The sequence below is a fragment of the Halorubrum sp. AJ67 genome (assembly GCF_000513435.1).
This window is the reverse complement of record NZ_CBVY010000036.1, coordinates 6,897-9,444: the sequence shown is the minus strand read 5'-3', so window position 1 is coordinate 9,444 and position 2,548 is coordinate 6,897. Positions and strand designations below refer to the sequence as shown.

3 protein-coding genes are annotated in these 2,548 nt (G+C 69.9%); 2 read left to right on the top strand and 1 reads right to left on the bottom strand.

What is annotated here, in order from left to right; genetic code table 11:
* Positions 1-354 precede the first annotated feature (354 nt).
* Together BN903_RS14840 and BN903_RS14835 are read left to right on the top strand one after the other, a co-directional pair.
* Entirely contained in the window at positions 355-1,095 is a 741-nt protein-coding gene (locus BN903_RS14840) for a helix-turn-helix domain-containing protein (protein ID WP_048078466.1), read from the top strand.
* An 83-nt stretch (positions 1,096-1,178) separates the two neighbouring features.
* Positions 1,179-1,370: a hypothetical protein gene (locus BN903_RS14835; protein WP_048078465.1), complete on the top strand. Its 192-nt coding sequence runs from the start codon at positions 1,179-1,181 to the stop codon at positions 1,368-1,370.
* 69 nt (positions 1,371-1,439) lie between these two features.
* Here the strand turns inward: BN903_RS14835 and BN903_RS14830 are convergent.
* The coding region (locus tag BN903_RS14830; protein ID WP_048078464.1) for a M28 family metallopeptidase at positions 1,440-2,548 on the bottom strand (1,109 nt) is incomplete at its 5' end.

The following is a 2,548-nucleotide window of genomic DNA, read 5'->3' as shown; positions in this document are numbered from 1 at the left end:
GAGCGTATTCGCCCTCCACGATCACTTTCACTCCGCACCGCGCGAGCGGCCGCTCCGCGAACGATCGGCGAGGTTTCGGGCCGCGAGCGGGTCGTGAACGGACCGGGTCGCTGGCGGTCGTGGGAACGGTGGCTCGGTGGAGAAAGTCGAGAACTACTACTAGACCGTGGCGAGTGTGTCGAGTGTTGTAACTCGGCATGTAGAAGTGGTGGCTCGGTTGAAGTTTTCATCACAAGGGGCTTAGAGGGGGTAACGGATCGTCATGGCCACCACACCGACGATTGCGCGGTCGCGGATATAAATGGCTCGCGACGCTCCGGAACCCGTTTGAACCTCGACCGCCTCGACTCCCGCATGCGGGAAGTGACGTTCCGGATCTACCACGCGGGGGAGCCGGAGTGCGAGGTGAGCGCGAACCACCCGGAGGTGCGCTACCGGTCCGTATCGTCGATGACCGGGAGCGGTCCGGAGCGCAAGCGGATCGCCGAACTCACCGGTCCGCCGGCCGAGATCGAGGCGTTCGTCGAGGAGTTCCGCGAGTTCGACCTGATAGTCTCCGCCGAGCCGCTCGCGCCGATCGAGGGCACCCACGCGTACGTCGCCCTGACGATCGACGTAGCGGCGGCCGACTGGGAGGGGATCGGCGACCGCTTCTCGCGGATGGGGATCCACTACCGGACGGGGACGACCATCTCCGGCGGCGTCGAGCGCTGGACGGCGTACCTCGAAGACGGCGACGACCTCTCGGCGGTGATGCGCGAACTCGAACGCGGCGGCAACGAAGTGGAGCTGGCGCGGAACGTGGAGCTGGCGTCGATCGAGCGCTCCCCGCAGCTCCCGGCGTCCGGTCTCCTCGACGACCTCACCGACAGACAGCGGGAGGTCCTCGCGACCGCCATCGCCGCGGGCTACTACGAACACGGCGGCGGCGTGGGCGTCGAGGAGGTCGCCGCCGAACTCGGACTCGGCTCGACGACGGTGTGGGAACACCTTTCTCGCGCGGAGTCGGCGGTGATGAACGCGCTGTTCGACCGGTTCGCGGAGGGAGAGCCGGTCACCGCCGTCCGCGAGGCGGACCGATTGGACTCGTCGTGAATCGTGAATCCGTCGCGAATCGCGGACCCGCCGCCACCTCCCCCCGAACAACGCTTTTGTAGCTTCGGGACAGAGCGCCGCGTATGGACGACGGAACCGTCTCCGTGCCGGACGAGCAGTACGAGCGGCTCGCGGCTCTCGCCGCCGCCCGCGGCGTGAGTCCCGAGACGCAGCTGGCCCGGCTCATCGACGACGCGTACGCCGGCCTTGACGCGGACTCGGACTCCCCGGAGAGCCTCCCGCTCGGCGTCTCCGACTGCTCTGAGAAGGAGTGAGTCGGCCGTCCGACGGGCGGGGAACCGTCCCCGAGCCGCCGCGCGCGCCGAACCTCCTTTCGTGCCTGCTCACCCCTCGTAGGGCCACCGTCCGCCGGTCTTCAGCTCCTCGACGTACCCCTCGTCGATGGCGTCGCGGATCGACTCCCGCGACCGGTGGGCCGCCTCGACTTCTCCCGTCGCGAACCGATAGACGGACGCCGCGACGAGCGTCGCCACCTCGCCGAGGTCCCGCGAGTCGAGCTTGTCGAGCGTGTCGGCGTGGGTGTGGCCCCAGCCGCGACCGGACTGGTCGCTCGTCGTCGAGACCATCACGGCCGGAATGCCCTCCTGAACGAACGCCCACTGGTCGCCGTGGGGTGAGATCGTCTCACCGGTCGCGAGCGGTGCATCGAACGCGTCCACGACCGCCTCGAACACCGACCGCATCCCGTCGAACCTGTTCGTCCCCACGCGGAGGTTCCGCGAGCTACACGCCCCGTCGAGGTTGACGACGCAGGCGATCTCCTCCCGGGGCGTGGTCTCGGCGGCGTGGTACGCGCCCCACAGGCCGATCTCCTCGGAGCCGAACGTGACGAGACGCACCCGCGTGTCGAGGTCGTCCTCGACGCTCGCGAGCAGGCGGCCGACCTCCACGACGAGTGCCGACCCCGCGCCGTTGTCGTTTGCCCCGTCGCTTACGTCGTGGGCGTCGACGTGCGCGGTGAGGTACACCGCCTCGTCGGTGTCCGGCCCGACCTCCGCGACCGCGTTCACCGAGGTCGTCGGCTCGTTCCGGCAGTCGACGTCGAGCGAGACGGTCGGCCCGTCGTCGCCTTCCGAGCCCACCCCGCCTCCCTTCCCCGCTCCCACCGCGAGCCGCGAGAGCCGGTCGCCGACCTCCTTCGAGACGCCCACCGCGGGGATCGGTCCGGGGCGGTTGTGGTAGCCGATCTCGCCGGTCGGCGGGAGCGCTCCCTCGATGTGGTTTCGAAAGACGAACCCGACCGCGCCGCGCTCGGCGGCCGCGACGTACTTCTCCATCCGGTGGATCCACCGGTCGTGGCTCTCCGGCGTGAGCGAGGAGGCCATCGCGACCGCGCCCTCCAGCGCGTCGCCCGCGGCCGCGAACTCCTCGTCCGTGCCGTCGCCGACGTCGACCAGCGGGGCCGTCACCTCCCCGCTCGGCGTGCCCGGAA